The organism is Enterococcus sp. LJL90, assembly GCF_056924355.1.
Genome location: NZ_JBXPBQ010000004.1, coordinates 87,499 through 100,422, shown reverse-complemented (window position 1 = coordinate 100,422; position 12,924 = coordinate 87,499). Strand labels below are relative to the sequence as shown.

At 41.1% G+C, this 12,924-nt stretch carries 12 protein-coding genes, 1 pseudogene and 1 riboswitch; of the genes and pseudogenes, 3 read left to right on the top strand and 10 right to left on the bottom strand.

Annotated features, from left to right (window positions below):
- Positions 1 to 52: 52 nt before the first annotated feature.
- The 3 genes from gcvH to AC1Z3S_RS10580 form a co-directional block, all read right to left on the bottom strand.
- Positions 53 to 424, bottom strand: coding sequence for a glycine cleavage system protein GcvH (gene gcvH, locus AC1Z3S_RS10590; protein WP_461740357.1), 372 nt, complete (start codon positions 422 to 424; stop codon positions 53 to 55).
- Between the two features lie 45 nt (positions 425 to 469).
- The gene (gene gcvT / locus AC1Z3S_RS10585) at positions 470 to 1,561 is read right to left on the bottom strand and encodes a glycine cleavage system aminomethyltransferase GcvT (RefSeq protein ID WP_461740356.1); all 1,092 of its coding nucleotides are present in this window, start codon (positions 1,559 to 1,561) and stop codon (positions 470 to 472) included.
- 61 nt (positions 1,562 to 1,622) lie between these two features.
- Positions 1,623 to 1,706, bottom strand: a riboswitch (glycine riboswitch).
- 263 nt (positions 1,707 to 1,969) lie between these two features.
- Positions 1,970 to 2,647, bottom strand: coding sequence for a hypothetical protein (locus tag AC1Z3S_RS10580; RefSeq protein ID WP_461740355.1), 678 nt, complete (start codon positions 2,645 to 2,647; stop codon positions 1,970 to 1,972).
- Positions 2,648 to 2,946: 299 nt separating this feature from the next.
- Here AC1Z3S_RS10580 and AC1Z3S_RS10575 point away from each other — a divergent pair, with 299 nt between their 5' ends.
- The 3 genes from AC1Z3S_RS10575 to AC1Z3S_RS10565 are packed head-to-tail and all read left to right on the top strand — an operon-like array spanning position 2,947 to position 5,089.
- Entirely contained in the window at positions 2,947 to 3,594 is a 648-nt protein-coding gene (locus tag AC1Z3S_RS10575; RefSeq protein ID WP_461737907.1) for an amino acid ABC transporter permease, read from the top strand.
- 9 nt (positions 3,595 to 3,603) lie between these two features.
- Entirely contained in the window at positions 3,604 to 4,266 is a 663-nt protein-coding gene (locus tag AC1Z3S_RS10570) for an amino acid ABC transporter ATP-binding protein (RefSeq protein WP_461740354.1), read from the top strand.
- 1 nt (position 4,267) lies between these two features.
- Positions 4,268 to 5,089 (top strand): amino acid ABC transporter substrate-binding protein, encoded by an 822-nt coding sequence (locus AC1Z3S_RS10565; RefSeq protein ID WP_461740524.1) that lies wholly within the window; start codon positions 4,268 to 4,270, stop codon positions 5,087 to 5,089.
- A gap of 46 nt (positions 5,090 to 5,135) precedes the next feature.
- Here the strand turns inward: AC1Z3S_RS10565 and AC1Z3S_RS10560 are convergent, their stop codons facing one another.
- From AC1Z3S_RS10560 to AC1Z3S_RS10530, 7 genes and pseudogenes are all read right to left on the bottom strand, one after another.
- A complete protein-coding gene (locus AC1Z3S_RS10560; protein ID WP_265458896.1) occupies positions 5,136 to 5,366 on the bottom strand; it encodes a YkuJ family protein in 231 nt (76 codons plus the stop codon).
- 104 nt (positions 5,367 to 5,470) lie between these two features.
- Positions 5,471 to 6,337, bottom strand: a pseudogene (locus tag AC1Z3S_RS10555) (NAD(P)-dependent oxidoreductase); the annotation flags it as partial.
- 103 nt (positions 6,338 to 6,440) lie between these two features.
- Positions 6,441 to 7,814, bottom strand: coding sequence for a DUF1576 domain-containing protein (locus tag AC1Z3S_RS10550; RefSeq protein ID WP_461740353.1), 1,374 nt, complete (start codon positions 7,812 to 7,814; stop codon positions 6,441 to 6,443).
- Positions 7,815 to 8,275: 461 nt separating this feature from the next.
- Positions 8,276 to 10,210, bottom strand: coding sequence for a glycoside hydrolase family 127 protein (locus tag AC1Z3S_RS10545; protein WP_461740352.1), 1,935 nt, complete (start codon positions 10,208 to 10,210; stop codon positions 8,276 to 8,278).
- Between the two features lies 1 nt (position 10,211).
- Entirely contained in the window at positions 10,212 to 11,450 is a 1,239-nt protein-coding gene (locus tag AC1Z3S_RS10540; protein ID WP_461740351.1) for an alpha-galactosidase, read from the bottom strand.
- A complete protein-coding gene (locus tag AC1Z3S_RS10535) occupies positions 11,425 to 12,627 on the bottom strand; it encodes an arabinan endo-1,5-alpha-L-arabinosidase (protein ID WP_461740350.1) in 1,203 nt (400 codons plus the stop codon). Before AC1Z3S_RS10535 ends, AC1Z3S_RS10540 begins: the two co-directional genes overlap by 26 nt.
- 56 nt (positions 12,628 to 12,683) lie before the next feature.
- The gene (locus AC1Z3S_RS10530; protein WP_461740349.1) at positions 12,684 to 12,923 is read right to left on the bottom strand and encodes a DUF6171 family protein; all 240 of its coding nucleotides are present in this window, start codon (positions 12,921 to 12,923) and stop codon (positions 12,684 to 12,686) included.
- Between the last annotated feature and the right edge of the window lies 1 nt (position 12,924).

The following is a 12,924-nucleotide window of genomic DNA, read 5'->3' as shown; positions in this document are numbered from 1 at the left end:
AACTGCTAAAAGTGGTATCCGCATCCGTGCAAAATATTATAGTTTTAACCCTCTAATCATCAATTTCTTTTAAATAGGCGTCGTATTCTTCTTGGGTCAATAAATCCTCCAAATCACCTAATTCGCCGACTTCGATAATCCATGTATCGTTGGCTTTTTCATTGATTGATTCTGGAGCGTCTTCCAAATCTTCATTGATAGCAACAACTACACCACTGACTGGTGAATAAATTTCTGAGGCGGTTTTAACGGACTCGATATCGGCAAAGTTGGCGCCTTTTTTGATTTCATCACCGATGTCCGGCAGGTCTACGTAGACAATGTCGCCCAATTCGCCTTGGGCATAGTCAGACACGCCGATTTTAGCAGAGTCACCGTCAATTTTGATCCATTCGTGGGATTTCGTAAATTTAATTTCGCTCATGTTTTTTCCCCTTTTCGTTTTATGAATTAATAAAAAATAATTACCTTATTTGGGCCGTTTATAAAAAGGCAATGGAACAATGACAGCGGGCACGCGCTTGTTGCGAATCTGTAATTCTATTTCCGTGCCACTCTCAGCAAAATTGCGATCAATTGAAGCCATCGCAATGGCTTTCTTCAAATAAGGACTCATCGTGCCGGAGGTTGTTTGACCAATTGGCTGACCATCTTTAGCAAAAATTTCGACATGCTCTCTGGCAATGCCCTTGCCAACAACTTCCAATCCAACTCTAGTTTTTTCCGGCTTTTCCTTACCAGTCAAAGCCTGCTTACCGATAAAATCAGCCTTCGCCAGATTCACGCCAAAGCCTAAATCAGCTTCAAACGGCGTAATCGTTTCATCCATCTCATGTCCATATAACGGCATCGCCGCTTCCAAACGCAAGGTGTCGCGGGCCGCTAAGCCAGCTGGAATTAATGCAAATTCAGCGCCTGCCTGTAAGATGGCCTGCCACAATTTAGGAGCATCACTGGCCTGACAATAAATTTCGTAACCAAATGAGCCGGTGTAGCCGGTTTGAGAAATTAAACAACTGACACCAGCAAGCAGAATTCCTTCTTTAAAGGAATAATATTTTTCCGGCAAATTTTCACTGGCTGTCAATTGGCTTAAAATTTCCTTCGCCACAGGCCCTTGTAAAGCAACTTGCGCTACCTCGTCAGAAATATCGGCAAACGTCACATCGCCAAATAAATGGCTCTCCATCCAAGCGACATCTTTTTCTCTGTTAGCAGCATTTAAAACAATTAAAAATTTGTCTTCATTTAAACGGTAGACCAATAAGTCGTCTAAAACACCACCATCGTAATTACACATCAATGTGTACCGAACCTTACCAATTGCCAATGTTGAAAAATCATTGGTCAAAAGCTGCTGTAAATTAGCTAGTGCGTCTGTTCCTTCAAAAATTACTTCCCCCATGTGGGAGACATCGAAGAGCCCGGCGGTTTCCCGCACAGCCAGATGTTCTTTGATGACCCCTGTTGGATATTGCACCGGCAATTCATAACCGGCAAATTCCACCATTTTTCCGGCAGCTTTTTTGTGCTCCTCGTATAACGGTGTGTGTTTTGGCATGGTCTTCCCCTCGCTTTCAATTTTTAGCCAGCAAAAAAGGACGACAGCATAAAAAAATATGCAGTCGTCCTCTGTTGATTGACCTGAGAGATTCTCTAAACTAGATTGCTCCTTCGGTGTATGTGCACTTTCCAGAGGTTTGTCAGATTACGGTCCTTTTGCCTGAGATCTTCATCGAGTTGTTCTGCGCAACTCGATTTATTCCTTCGGCGCCAAAGTAGCTCTCTCCCATAACCCTCACCCAATATAATTGATAATGGAACTAGTTACCTCTATTTTAAATAACTTTTGGATTTTTTTCACTAAAAATGCTTAAAAAAGTTTTAAGGAATTGGTGATAAGGTCTGCTTTTTTTTAAAAAAAGAAACTTCAGCAAACTTAAATTTAGTCGCGAAGTTTCTCGTTGTCTTAATTTAGAACCATTTGACTCTGTTTGTATAGCTGCCAGCCCATAAGTACCACCCAGACATAGGCTAGGGTTTTAGGAATCATTAACATTCCCAGTAGCGGCAGACTGCTACTGAATAAGACCACCGGAGCATAGAAACCAAAGGAGAGCGTCACCGCTAACGGCATAAAGCTGAAAATTTTATCATTGTCTTTTTTAACCTCCTGAGCAAAAATCACAATGATGATAATGCCCATCACAGCAAAAGGAATATTGCGTAAAATACCAAATAGCAACGGCTGTTGATAATCCAGCCAAGCATTTTGCGGCAAAAGACATAGAGCAATTCTGATAATAGTTAGAGCCCACATACTTATGGTCAATCCGTTTCTTCCTTTAATTGCAAAGTATTCCCGCCAAATGTAATAGAGAATCAAATAGAAAACCGTCATCGTAATCGAGGTGATAAACTTGCTGATTCCTAAAGCAGCAGCATTAGCCTCTAAACCCGTTGTCCATAAAGCATACATCCGAGGAACCAGATGAAAAGAATCTCCAGCTCCCAGTAAAATTGCCATCAAACCGAATTTTTTTACAATACTTTCATTTTTTCCTTTAGTTGCCATCAAGACACCAACTGAAATAACCCCCACCAAATAACATACATCAAAAATTGTTTCCACTAAAGCCTGTGCCATTTTTCGTCCTCCGCTTTTCTTTTTTCTCAAGCACTTGTTGTCTCTAATTTAAAGAATTTCGACAGTTTGAACAAATTAAATAAACAGAATTGCCAATACTGTCGCTAATTTTTTTATTCTTTTTTCTGAAAATTTCTCTGTAAGGAAATTTTATTCTTTAATTTAATTTTAATATTATGTATAATAAGTGGGCTAGATGGCAAAGTGACAGCAAAAATTATCTGAGAAAATTTTCATTTTCTGAGAGATTGATGCTTTTATTTTTACATTCGTCTGGGTAAATTTTAGGAGGATTTGCGATGTTTTCATATTTAATCGGCGTAATGCCCCAATTATTACGGGGTGCAGTGACTACGCTGCAGCTATTTGGATTAACTTTAGTCGGTTCACTGATTTTGGGTCTGCTGCTATCATTCGGCTTGGCAATCAAATTTAAGCCATTGAATTATTTACTGCAATTATATGTGTGGATTGTGCGGGGAACACCTTTACTGCTCCAATTAATTTTTGTTTTCTATGGTCTACCGAGTATCGGTATTGTCTTCAGTGACCGCTTTGATGCCGCCGTGGTCACCTTTATTATCAATTATGCGGCTTATTTTGCAGAAATTTTCCGTGGCGGGATTCAATCAATTCCGAAAGGGCAATACGAAGCGGCGAAGGTCCTGCGGCTCTCCAGCTTTCAAACGGTGCGTCGCATTATTATTCCGCAAGTCTTTAAGATTGTCCTACCCTCAGTTGGCAATGAGGTGATTAATTTAGTCAAGGATTCCTCTTTAATTTACATCTTAGGCTTAGGTGATGTGATGCGCGCCGGTCAAATTGCAATGGAACGGGATGCAACATTGCTGCCCTTAATCGGTGTCGGTGTGATTTATTTAGTGATGACGGGACTTTTGACTGTCCTCTTAAAACAAGTCGAGAGCCGCTTAAATTATTATCGTTAGGAGCTTACCATGATTACTTTAAAAAATATCAATAAAAGTTTCGGCAGCAAAAATATAATTCGTAATTTAAATCTGGAAATTCCTGAAGGAGAAATTTTGGCGATTGTCGGTCCTTCCGGCGGTGGCAAGACGACTCTCCTGCGAATTTTAGCCGGTTTAGAATCCGCAGACAACGGTGAACTGGTTTTAGATGGCACTTCGTATAATTTGGCTGATGGCAATCCCACGGAACAGATCGTCGGTGTCGTTTTTCAAGATTTTCAATTATTCCCGCATTTAAATGCTTTAGAGAATATAACTTTGGCGCCTAGACTCGTCTTAAAAAAAGATAAAAGTGCCAGTGAAACGGAAGCCCGTGAGTTAGCCCGATTGTTAGGCATCGAAGATTTATTAGCAAGCTATCCTTATCAATTATCCGGCGGGCAAAAACAACGGCTAGCAATAGCGCGAGCCCTTTCCATGAATCCAAAAGTCCTCGCCTATGATGAACCCACCAGCGCCCTTGATCCAGAATTGCGCCAGCAGGTGGAGCAATTGATATTATCGATGAAAAATGCCAAGATGACACAAATCGTCGTCACCCACGACTGGGATTTTGCTGAGCATATTGGTGATCAATTGTTGCGGGTTCAGCCACTAGAGACCGAGGAGCTGAGTGACAATGAAAAATAAAATCCGCAGCAAAAAATTTTTGGGTAGCCTATTGTTGTTAGTTTTAATGGTTTTTCTGGGCAGCTGCGGTATTTTGAAAAATACCAGCGGAGAGACTTGGGAAACGATTCAAAGTAGCGGCAAAGTTACTATCGGCTTAGATGATACCTTTGTGCCAATGGGGTTTCGTGATCAAGACGGCTATCTAGTTGGCTTTGATGTTGATTTAGCGACTGCCGTTTTTGCGGAATACGGCATCGAAGTAGATTTTCAACCGATTGATTGGTCCCTAAAGGAAATGGAACTGACTAACGGCACCATTGATTTAATTTGGAATGGCTACTCGGTGACACCCGCCCGTGAAGAAAAAGTTTTATTTTCTGATACCTACATGGAAAATGATCAGGTTTTAATTACCCGCAAAGATTCCGGCATTACAAGCTTTGCTGATATGCAGGGCAAAGTCTTAGGGGCGCAAACTGGTTCCTCTGGCTATGATGCCTTCACCCAGCAGCCGGAAATTCTTAAGGATTTGGTAGTTGATGAGGATGCTGTTTTATACAGCAGCTTTAATGAAGCCTTTATTGATTTAGAGCATCAAAGAATTGATGTCCTTTTAATTGACCGCGTCTATGCCAATTATTATTTGAGTCAAACTGGTGATTTGGAGAATTATAATTTATTGGAGGGCGGCTTTGTGACCGAAGACTTTGCGGTCGGCGCTAGAAAAACAGACACCACTTTAGTTGCCAAAATCAATGATGCGTTAAAAGCTTTACAGAGTAATGGGAAATTTTTAGAAATCTCAGATAAATGGTTTGGCGAAGACGTTTCGCCAAAATGAAAAAGAGCAATTCCTTTTACGCAGGAATTGCTCTTTTTGGAAAGGTTTATTGAATTAAATCATAAATTTCCATGGCTACAATATCAATATTATCAAATTGATAGCTTTGATTGCTGTCACTTTCAGTAAGTTCAAAAGTATCTGTGGATTGATCATAGGTAACCGTACATTTTTCAACTCCGTCTTTTTCAAAACGGCGAACTTGTACTTCGTTATCTGTGGCTTCCGTCATCGCTTCAAGACGTTTAATAATTGCCACCAGTTGTGAATGTTTCATACAGGCGCCTCCTCCTTATCATTTCTGTATTATTGTATCAAAAGAGTCTGCAACATGCATTACATTTCTACAGTTTTGAGTAATTTCTTAAAAATAATCGGGAATTATTTCCACCAATACTTAATCAGCGCCTGCGTTCCTTCATTTTCCAAGCCTTCGTTGGCCAGTTGGTCATAAAGTTTTTCTGCTAGGGTCGTCATCGGCAAATCAAGCTGCATTTTTTTCGCTTCATCCAATGCAATCCGCAAGTCTTTAATAAAATGCTTAATGAAAAAGCCCGGTTCAAAATCATTTTTCAAAATCCGTGGGCCATAATTTTGCATCGACCAATTGGCTGCCCCGCCACCGCCTAATGCTGCCATGACATCCTGCAAATCTAAACCAGCAGCCTTAGCATAAACCAACATTTCTGACATGCCTAACATCGTGCCGGCAATCATAATCTGATTGGCCATTTTAGTATGCTGACCAGCTCCAGAATTTCCTTGACGGGAAATTGTTTTGCCAATTTTTTCAAAGATTGGCAAGGCTGCGTCGTAGGCTTCTTTTGAACCGCCTGTCATGATGGTCAGCGTCCCATTCTTGGCACCAACATCGCCACCAGAAACAGGCGCATCCAGTGCCTCGCCACCTTTTTCAGCCGCCGTTTTACCAATTTTTTCAGCCAAAGTTGGCGTGCTAGTCGTCATATCAATTAATATTTTACCCGTTACATCCGTCGCAAAAATTCCCAATGGACCATAATAGGTTTCTTCAACGTCACTAGGATAACCAACCATCGTAAAGACAACATCGCTAGCCGCCGTAATTTCTTTAGGATTGTCATACCAGACTGCCCCTTCTGCTACAAGCGCATCTGTCTTACTTTTCGTCCGATTATAAACATTGACTGAATAACCTGCTGCCATCAAGTTGCGGACAATCGCTGCCCCCATGACACCTGTTCCGATAAAACCAATTTTCATTCGCCAAACTTCCTTTCCTACTGATTATTTTTCACATTTTTTGTATACCATTTCAGTATACGCCAGATGAAATTATTGGCAAAGGGAAAGGTCGAAAACTCAGCGTTTTTTATGACAAACGCTTTTTAATATTCATATTCATTTTTAGCCGTTTAAATAGCTCTCCTGGAATTCTTTTAATAGTAGTTTGAAGAGTCAGCCCTTGTCTGGCAACTTTTATAAAAAGCTGGCTGGTTTTAAGATATTCAAAAATCGGCAACAGAAAAGCTGCCACGAAGCCGCAGGTAAAGCCATTATTATAGAGATTTAAGCCGCCATGTAGGAAAAAAATATTGCCGACAATCGAAATGTGCAACACTCCAGCGATGATGCCGGAAAAAATACCAAAACGCCGACTCAGTGGTGTTAACCCTAGAGCGAATAGCGCAGACATGATTGCACTACAACTAGCGATGTCAACAATGCCGAATAGTTTCGCTAAAAAGGCGCCACAAAGGATTGGCCAAGCCTTGTTTACGCGTATGCCTAAGGGAGCAAAACCGATGATAGTCAGGATACTGCCGAGAATTGGCCCGTTGAAATCACCACCAATCAAGATAATATAACCGATTAGAAAAATTCCTAAGGCGCCCATATTGATTAAGCCAACAGCCACATGGTGTTTTTCTCGGTCAAAAACTTTTTGATTTTTGCCAACTTCAATATGATAATTCAAAGCCCCGACCAAAATCATTGTTAGACAAAGTCCGATTAAAAAAATTAATATCGGTCGTTGGGCGTTGTCAGAAATTAGATTGACTGTCTCAACCGTTTGCCCGAAAATCGTTAGCACGCCCATGATAAACATGCTGATAATCCCCGAAGCAAAACCAACATTGTACAAATTATAGCCTTTATGAAAATGAAAGAAATGATCCGCTAAGAGGGGCAGAAAAAAGCCCATTAAAATACCGGCGATTAGGCCGATGAAGATTCCTGCTGCTAACGGTAGCTTTAGACCAAAAGCTAAATAGCTAATCACAGGCGAAAGTGAACTGCCAAATAAGGCTGTGTTGAAATGTTTATTGAGGGGTTGATTAACGGCCTTTGAATACAGCCAAATGCCGATGATAATCGGCAGCGAATTGAATAAGTTTTTCCCGAAAAATGAAAAACCCGAAACGGAAAAAATAGCTGCGACAAATTTTGTGTCCATTGGTACTTTGATGCGAATTGCAATAATCAAACTCAGCATCGTTAATAAGCCGCTGTTGATAAAAACGCTTCCAAAGTTCGTCAATGCGAAATAGTCGGTAATTAAGTGACTGGGGGAATTGAATATTTTGCTGAGACCTTTGATGATTTCCTGCGGCTTTGACAGGATCATGCCAAAAGCTAGCAGAGATAACGTGTAGACTGTCGTAAAAATGACAGTTAATTTTTGATTGTCAAAGTAATCGCCTCTTTTGAAAATGGCGATTTTCTGGCTAAAGTTAGTTTCCATAGAACCTCCTATTGAGATAAATTTTTCCCATTGCGCCTCCTTTTTATTTGTAAACAAATGTTTTATTTTGGACATCGACTGAGTGTTAGGAACGGCTTGGTTTAAAAACGGTGTATGTATGCTGGAAATTTACTCGCCAAATGGCTCGTAATTTTTATTCACAGGATGAAGCGTCCGTTTTCATGCTTAGCTGGCTGTGATTAAACACTCAGAGACATAAAAAAAGCTGGAACAGGCAATAAATGTCGTTTCAGCACTAAAACTTAAATCCAAGTTCTCTTTGATTATACTAAGAAAACGTTTTACATTGCAATCTTTTCCATCTGAAAATAGTCACTTTTTTAAATAAATATTGTTCTTTATGTGTTTTTTATACAAAAATAGCCTGAAAATTTAGATTTGGCTACTAAAAAATTAATAATTTTCAGATTACCCTTCTCTAAAACTTCAGACTATTAAAATTAAGATGATTGAAGCGGAAGCCACACTTTCATCTTAGTTAGTCCCCGATTGCCCCACAAATGATAGGGAATTAGGTGCCACACTGCTGCCGTTTCAGCTTTAAAATATTCTTGGTACAAAAGTTTTTCCTGCCAGGGTTTACTGGCAGTCCCCCGCACTTTAATATTCAGTGTCCGCGGTAAAATATCAGCAGTTTCAAAGACTTCGGCCGCTAAATCTTCTGGCTGCAAATGACATAGCTCCACCGGAATTTCATTTCCCGGCTCTTCCAAACAATAGACAAATGGACCCCGTTGGATGGCCGTCTGGTTAATTGTCTGTTGAAGCAAGGGGTTCCCAATCATTGCTTTGACTGGTTGGGAAAACGTAAGTTGGATTTCTAGTTGCGTTCCCCCTTGAAATTCTAAATAATCGGCAAATTCTTGATATTTTCCATCGGTTTTAATCTCAATATTTTGCCACCAGCTTGGCTTCCGCAAAATAATTTTTTGCGGTATTCCCTGATAAATCAAGCTAATCTGGTTATCATAAGGAAAATCAGTTTTTTGTTGCAACTGAAAATCAGCTGTCACGATTTGACTGGCGCCAAATAAATTTACATGCAGAGTTTCTTCATCTCTTGTATAAAAATAATGCTGAACGCTGGCAACTGTCCGGGCAAAATTTGGCGGGCAACAGGCGCAGCCCAACCAATCAGGACGCTGTGGCTTGACATGTCCTAAATCGGGATTTTCAGCACAGTGGTCTGGGTTAACAGACAACGGATTTACATAAAAGAAATGCTTGCCGTCAATTGCGGCGCCAGCCAAAACACAATTGTAAAGGGCCCGCTCCATTGTTTCCAGATACTGATGCTGACTTGTCAATTTGAACATTTCAAAGGAGAAATTTGCCAAGGCGATGGCTGCACACGTTTCACAATACATCGTTTCGTTTGGTAAATCATAAGAACCCGTGAAGGCCTCCCCTTGCACCGTCGAGCCGACACCACCAGTGATATACATTTTTGTTCCGGCAATATCCTGCCAAATTGCTTCACAGGCTGCCAGCAAAGGCTTATCAGCCGTGTGCTGGGCAATTTTTGCCATCCCACTGGCCATGTAAAGCATCCGTACAGCATGTCCCTTCCCTTTGGTTTGATATTTTGGCTGAGTATAGGCCTGCAAATATTCTAAATTGACCAATGGCGTTTCAGTCGATAAACCCAACTCGATATTTTCAACAATTTCTTTTGCATAAAATTCCGGGTCTTTCCCCCGCACATCAATAAAGAAATCCGCCAAGCTTAAATAGTCTTGGTTCCCTGTATGTTCATACAAGCGCACCAAGGCCAATTCAATTTCTTGATGGCCGTCTGCCCCTTGAATTTTTTGTGGCTCAGTACCAAAATGAGCCGCAATGTGCTCGACAAATTTTTCAGCAATTGCCAAAAGTTTTGTTTTGCCAGTAGCTAAATCATAAGCTATCGCCGCTTCAATCAAATGCCCAGCACAATACAGCTCGTGACTAAAGTACAATTGCCGATATTTTAAATTTGGGCGAGTCAATTGAAAGAAAGTATTCAAATAACCATCTGCCTCTTGCGCATCTGCAATCAAGTCTATCACTTCATCGGCCAACTTTTCTAAAGTTGCATCCGGCTGATTCAACAGACTGTAGGCTAATGACTCTAACCATTTATAGACATCGCTATCTTGAAAAAACCAGCCAAAGTGCTCGCCTTTTTCCTGACCCGCAGCAATCCGCAAATTGGCTAGCGCATGACTTTTACCGGCCGGCAAATTATTATCCTCTCGCTCCGCCTGAACATCCACTTCAATTTCATCGTTTAAAACTTGGTATTGATAAGGAATGGTTTCAGTGGCGACTAATTTTTGATACCCCCGCCAAAAATCATCCTGCATCTTGACTTCTTTTAATGAAAATTCCCGCATGCTAATTTTCCTTTCTGATTAAAGTTGAACCGTGGGCCGCTAGTTTTCCAGGCTGCCAAGTTGTGCCCTGCCAAATATCAAAAAAGTTTGTTCCTGAAAAATAGGCTGACAATAAGTCGTCTGGTAGCTGGCGTTCTTCATCCGCCAAATTAAAAATAGCGTAATACTCAGTATCAGCACTTTTCCCAAACCAGATAACCCATTCGTCTGTTCGGAAAATTTGTCGTTGATAATTCAGACTCTCGTGCATTTTTAAATAGTCCTTATTAGTTAACAGGCGGTACGTTGCTTCATTTATATCTGTCAGCTCACCGCCGAACATCAGCGGCGATTGAAAAATTCCCCATAAAGTCATCATTGCCTGTTGCTCGGCAGGAGTAAAATTACTTTGACGATTGCCGCCACCACCGTCAACTGAGCGAATCCCGATATGCCCCAGCGGCAACATATCACAATCAGGATAACTGCCGTTTTCAATTAACGGCGCCCACTGCTCACATTTTTCAAACATTTGATAAAGTTGCGGCCAATTATCCCAAAAGTCATCAGTTAAGCGCCACATATTGGCGTGCTGTTGCAAGAAACTGCCATCTTCAAGATGAGCCGGTCCCGGTGATAAAGACAAGACAATTTCTCGACCACAATTTTTTATGGCTTGAGCTAAAGCCACAATCTCTTCTTTGTGGGCACCGTGATAAATTTTTGAATCGGCAATGTCATCGACTTTAATAAAGTCAACGCCCCAATCAGCATACATTTGGATAAGATTGTCATAATACGCTTGTCCAGCCGGCTGACTGACATCGACACCATACATGTCAGCATTCCACGGACAAATATTATTCAAAGCAATCTGATCCGCCGTTTTATCAGTACCAAAAACTGGCAAATGCTGATGCACTGCTTCTCTAGGAATCCCCCGCATTATGTGAATGCCAAATTTCAAACCCAAATCATGAACAAAATCAGCCAATGGTTTAAAACCTTTTTCGCCTGTTGCTGATGGAAAACGATTGACAGCCGGCTGCAGTCGACCGAACTGATCCATCGTTAAATGAGCAAAATTATGATACAAAGAGGAATCGGCCGTCGCCTCGTACCATTGAATATCGACAACGACATAATCCCAGCCAAATTCCAATAAATTTTCCTTTAACCATAATGCATTTTGCTTAACCTCAGCTTCTGATACTGAGGCACCATAACTGTCCCAGCTATTCCAGCCTTTTGGTGAAATCATTGTTAGCCTCCTTAAATTTTTTCCCAAAAACAGCAACGCCCTGATGATTTAATCCAGAAAAATAAAGCTGCTGATCGATACTATAGGGAATAATTTGCATTTCATTCCAGTAATACTGATCATTCAGACGCTTAATTTCTACTTCTTGAAGGACACTTTTTTTCAATGTCTCAGTATAATCAAACGTCACCACTTCCCAAGAGCCAGTTAATGTATCTAACGTTTCTATTTCACCAATCTCCCCAATTGTTGCAGCAGCTACGACGGGCCAACCATTATCCAACCAAAAAAGTTTACGGATGCCTAAGTAAAATTCATCGGAAAAAGGTCGCCGCCGATAATGATAAACTAAAAATAACTCTCCTTGAGACGTCTTAAAAATAGAATTGTGCCCCGGTCCATAGACGGGATTTTCTTTAGCAAATTGATAACTCCCTAAAAGTTTAACACCAATTTCTCTTGGTGGGGAGTCAAAGTCCATCATTTTGCGACCTGCTAAATCAAGATACGGCCCCGTAATTTCCCGAGCCCGACTGACCCGGATATTATAGCTATCGTTTAAAGAATCAAAGGAAACAAATAAATAAAAATAATCTGTTTCAGGATGATAATAAATAAAAGGCCCTTCAATTGCCCCATCTACTGTCTGCGGCCGCTGAGCAATTTTTATTCCATAATCGTCAGGGTTAAATAATTTACCTGTTTTAGGATTAATCTTCGCTAAATAAATCCCGCCAAAAAATGAACCATAGACTAGCCATTGATTGCCCTCACGATCCAAAGTGAGATTCGCATCAATTGCATTATGGGCAGCAATTTCTGGATTGGTTTTAACTACTGCCCCTTGATCGGTCCAGGGGCCGCTTGGGTCAGCGGCCGTTGCCAGACCAATCAGCGAGGTTGTACTGCCAAAAGTTGAAGCCGAATAATACATGCGAAATTCTGCCCCCACTTGGACAACATCAGGAGCCCAAAGCCCTTGAGCCTGACTCCACTCCTGTGCTTCTTGCGGTACTCCTTTTAGGGCAGCGCCGACAAACTGCCAATCGGACAAGTTCTTCGAGACTCGAATTGGCACGCCTTGAGTTGGCGGTTGTTGCGTGTCTGTTGAAAATAAATAAAATTGCTGATTTGCTTCAATAATCGTTGGGTCATGAACCCCTCTAACATCTTCCATCTATTCACCTACTAAAAAAAGCTTGGCACCTCCAACTGGATGTCCCAAGCCTATTCTTATTTCCAGAAACCAGCTGGACAATCTTTATTTGCTAAGTTGGCCCGAAATTCATAAAAACAACCACACTTGCTGCAGGTTTCTTTAAAACGAAACGGGCAAGCCTCACAAATTGTTTTACGTTGTTCAGCAATTTCTGGATGAATTAAATTTATTTCTAAAGCCAATTGCTCGGCAATTAAGCTAGCAACATCGGCTGCCTCCACTTCCGTCTGAATATTGCATCCACGGCAAGCCATT

What these genes read in the sequence shown, in the direction of transcription:
- AC1Z3S_RS10580 (WP_461740355.1), bottom strand. Translation starts at nt 2,647, where the DNA reads ATGGCACAGGCTTTAGTGGAAACAATTTTTGATGTATGTTATTTGGTG.
- AC1Z3S_RS10575 (WP_461737907.1), top strand. Translation starts at nt 2,947, where the DNA reads ATGTTTTCATATTTAATCGGCGTAATGCCCCAATTATTACGGGGTGCA.
- AC1Z3S_RS10540 (WP_461740351.1), bottom strand. Translation starts at nt 11,450, where the DNA reads ATGATTTCACCAAAAGGCTGGAATAGCTGGGACAGTTATGGTGCCTCA.
- AC1Z3S_RS10560 (WP_265458896.1), bottom strand. Translation starts at nt 5,366, where the DNA reads ATGAAACATTCACAACTGGTGGCAATTATTAAACGTCTTGAAGCGATG.
- AC1Z3S_RS10570 (WP_461740354.1), top strand. Translation starts at nt 3,604, where the DNA reads ATGATTACTTTAAAAAATATCAATAAAAGTTTCGGCAGCAAAAATATA.
- AC1Z3S_RS10550 (WP_461740353.1), bottom strand. Translation starts at nt 7,814, where the DNA reads ATGGAAACTAACTTTAGCCAGAAAATCGCCATTTTCAAAAGAGGCGAT.
- gcvH (WP_461740357.1), bottom strand. Translation starts at nt 424, where the DNA reads ATGAGCGAAATTAAATTTACGAAATCCCACGAATGGATCAAAATTGAC.
- gcvT (WP_461740356.1), bottom strand. Translation starts at nt 1,561, where the DNA reads ATGCCAAAACACACACCGTTATACGAGGAGCACAAAAAAGCTGCCGGA.
- AC1Z3S_RS10530 (WP_461740349.1), bottom strand. Translation starts at nt 12,923, where the DNA reads ATGGCTTGCCGTGGATGCAATATTCAGACGGAAGTGGAGGCAGCCGAT.
- AC1Z3S_RS10545 (WP_461740352.1), bottom strand. Translation starts at nt 10,210, where the DNA reads ATGCGGGAATTTTCATTAAAAGAAGTCAAGATGCAGGATGATTTTTGG.
- AC1Z3S_RS10535 (WP_461740350.1), bottom strand. Translation starts at nt 12,627, where the DNA reads ATGGAAGATGTTAGAGGGGTTCATGACCCAACGATTATTGAAGCAAAT.